Consider the following 3,050-nt stretch of genomic DNA (forward strand, 5'->3'; position numbering starts at 1 on the left):
ATCCGGACGCCTTCCGCATCGCGATCACGGGCAAGGTCGACAAGCCGTTATCGCTCTCGCTTCAGGAACTGAAGACGGGGTTCGAGCCAGCCGAGATCATCGCCGTGAACCAGTGCTCCGGTAACAGCCGCGGCCTGTTCGATCCGCGCGTCGCCGGCGGCCAGCTCGCCAACGGTGCGATGGGCAATGCACGCTGGAGGGGCGTGCCGCTCAAGGCTGTGCTCGACAAGGCGGGTGTCCAGGCCGGGGCGGTGCAGGTGTCCTTCGACGGCCTCGACGGGCCGATGATCCCCGACACGCCGGATTTCATCAAGGCGCTCGACATCGACCATGCTCGCGACGGCGAGGTCATGCTGGCCTACGCCATGAACGGCGAGGATCTGCCCTGGCTCAATGGTTTCCCGGTGCGCCTGGTGGTGCCGGGCTATTTCGGAACCTATTGGGTCAAGCATCTCCGCGAGATCRCTGTGCTCGACAAGGCCTTCGATGGGTTCTGGATGACGTCGGCCTATCGCATCCCCGCCAATGCCTGTGCCTGCACCGAGCCCGGCAAGGCGCCGGCCGCGACCGTGCCGATCAACCGCTTCAGCGTCCGCTCCTTCATCACCAGCGTGCTGAATGGGGCAACGGTGAGGGCCAATGCAGATGTCATGCTGCGCGGCATCGCCTTTGACGGCGGCTATGGCGTCACCGATGTCGCGATTTCACCGGATGGTGGGAAAGCCTGGCTTGCGGCGGCGCTTGGCGAAAATCTCGGAAAATATTCTTTCCGCGAATGGAAGGCAGCGGTCCGGCTGCCCAAGGGTGAGCATGTGCTGATGGTCAGGGCGACCAACCGGATCGGCCAATCGCAGCCGATCGAGCCCTTGTGGAATCCGGCGGGCTATATGCGCAATGTCGTCGAGACGACGCGCGTGACGGCCGCGTGATGGAGGTGGTCATGACCTTGCGCTTCATTGGGGCGTCGGCTTTCGGGCTCTGCCTTGCCGGTGTGGCGTTGGCCGGGGTGGCGCTGGCAATGCCGAAAACCTATCAACTGCCGGCTGAAACGGCGGTGCTCAAGCCGGGCCCCGGTCCCGGCTTCGAGGCGGCGAAGAACAACTGCATGTCGTGCCACTCGGTCGACTACGTCAACTTCCAGCCGCCGAAGAAGGGGCAGGCCTTCTGGGACGCCGAGGTGCAGAAGATGATCAAGGTCTACCGCGCCCCGATCGACGAGGCCGATGCCAAGGCGATCGCCGAATACCTGGCCAAAACCTATTGAGGAACGAAGGGCCGCGCGTCTCGGTTGCGACGGGCCTGACCGGGATCCCGGCTTCACGATGCACGATCAAGCCGCGCAAAGACCCCGTCGCCGCCGCGTCCTCCAGAAACCCGGCACTCTGCCGGCAAAGCCGTCAATCCGGCAGTCGGACCGTGGCGTTGACGCGCTCCACGTCGCTGCGGGAGAGCGCGATATCTGACAATGCACGGTCATCCATGCGGTAGAGCGCGCGTGCGCTGGCTTTGGCGTTGAGCCAGGTTTCAAGACGGAGCAGCAGGCGCGACAGGCCGTGAATCGACGGTGCGGCAGGGAGTGGCAGAAGGTTTTCTATGGCTGGCCTGGTCGACATGACGGCCTCCCTTGTCTCAGGTTTCGCCAGCAAATCTGCTCCTTGCCTGGGGTCCAAGCAAATGCGAACTTCTTGGCTTCAGCCCAAGGTTTCCTTCGCTTCCCCATGACGCGCCGCCACCTTCCGCCCTTGACCTCTCTGCGCGCTTTCGAAGCCGCGGCCCGGCACCTCAACTTCGAGAAGGCCGGGGACGAACTCGCCGTCACCGCCAGTGCGGTCGGCCAGCAGGTGAGATCGCTTGAGGCCTGGCTGCGCCGCCCTCTCTTTACGCGCCTGCCGAGCAAGGGCGTCGCCCTGACGGCGGTCGGGGAACGCTATGCCGCGACCGTTTCGCTGCTGCTCGATCAGCTCAACGAGGCCACGGCGCGCGCCTTACGGCCTGATGCGCCCGGTATTCTGACTGTCAGCACATTGCCGACCTTCGCCCTCACTTGGCTGATCCCCCGCCTCGGTTCGCTGAAGGAGCGTCACCCCGATCTTGAGGTGCGCGTTTCGATCTCGACGGGTTTGACCAATTTCGACGGCGAGGATGTGGACGTGGCGATCCGCTCCGGCCGCGGCCTCTATCCCGGCCTGCGCTCGGACCTGCTGATGGAGGAGAATTTCTTTCCGGTTTGCAGCACCACCCTGCTCGGTGATCCCGACCGGCCCCTGCAGGAGCCCGCTGATTTGCGCCATCACACGCTGCTGCATGAGATCCCGGATGGAATACTCGATTATGTCACCTGGCCGCGCTGGCTGTCCGCGGTTGGGCTGCCTGACATCGATGCGACGCGAGGGCCGAGCTTCTCGCACATGTTCCTCGCCTTGCAGGCGGCCGCTTCGGGCCAGGGCATAGCCCTCGCTACCAATGTCCTGATCGGGGACTATCTTGATGCGGGTCGCCTCGTCCGGCCCTTCCCGCATCAGGTCAGAGGGCCACATCAATATTATCTGGTCTGCCCCGAGATCTCCGCCGAAAGGCCGGCCATTGCGGCCTTTCGGGCCTGGATATGCGGCGAAGCTGCCGCCCATCGCGCAGTGGCGACACCATGACCTGCGATCCCGGAAGGGCGTAGGCTGCGCCGCGATCCAGGGCGGCCGGAATGAGCGGATCGTCTCGCCGGAACCTGGCAAGCACCCTCTCGTCGAGGGGGACTTCGAATGCGCGCAACCTCGCGGCAATGTTGCTGCGTCAGGAGAGGCTGGGTCAAAGCGAGCCTGTCCTAGCCATGCGCATTCYCCTGGTGGAAGACGAGCCGGAAATGGCGGCGGCGCTCCGCGCAGCCCTGGCCCAGCACGACATGGTCGTCGACCATGTCACCACGCTGGCGGAAGGGGAGGAGGCGATCGCGACTGCGGCGCACAGCGCAATTCTGCTCGACCGGCAATTGCCGGACGGCGACGGCCTGACGCTGATCCCGAGGCTTCGTGCCCGCAAGCAGATCGCGCCGGTGA

The 3,050-nt window shown here is 64.9% G+C and carries 5 protein-coding genes; 4 read left to right on the top strand and 1 reads right to left on the bottom strand.

Annotation, left to right across the window (positions count from 1 at the left end; genetic code table 11):
- Positions 1-929: molybdopterin-dependent oxidoreductase (locus tag AC1DW9_RS36340; protein WP_476855392.1), on the top strand; the 929-nt coding region annotated here is incomplete at its 5' end.
- An 11-nt stretch (positions 930-940) separates the two neighbouring features.
- Entirely contained in the window at positions 941-1,264 is a 324-nt protein-coding gene (sorB, locus tag AC1DW9_RS36345) for a SorB family sulfite dehydrogenase c-type cytochrome subunit (protein ID WP_441490413.1), read from the top strand.
- A gap of 133 nt (positions 1,265-1,397) precedes the next feature.
- Here sorB and AC1DW9_RS36350 read toward each other — a convergent pair whose 3' ends face one another.
- Positions 1,398-1,613, bottom strand: coding sequence for a DUF1127 domain-containing protein (locus tag AC1DW9_RS36350; protein ID WP_069877934.1), 216 nt, complete (start codon positions 1,611-1,613; stop codon positions 1,398-1,400).
- 105 nt (positions 1,614-1,718) lie between these two features.
- Here AC1DW9_RS36350 and gcvA point away from each other — a divergent pair, with 105 nt between their 5' ends.
- Together gcvA and AC1DW9_RS36360 are read left to right on the top strand one after the other, a co-directional pair.
- Positions 1,719-2,648, top strand: coding sequence for a transcriptional regulator GcvA (gcvA, locus tag AC1DW9_RS36355; protein WP_441509002.1), 930 nt, complete (start codon positions 1,719-1,721; stop codon positions 2,646-2,648).
- 176 nt (positions 2,649-2,824) lie between these two features.
- Positions 2,825-3,050, top strand: a 226-nt coding sequence (locus AC1DW9_RS36360; RefSeq protein ID WP_476855393.1) for a response regulator, incomplete at its 3' end; no start/stop codon positions are given.

The sequence above is a fragment of the Allobosea sp. P4_E12 genome, from assembly GCF_056401655.1.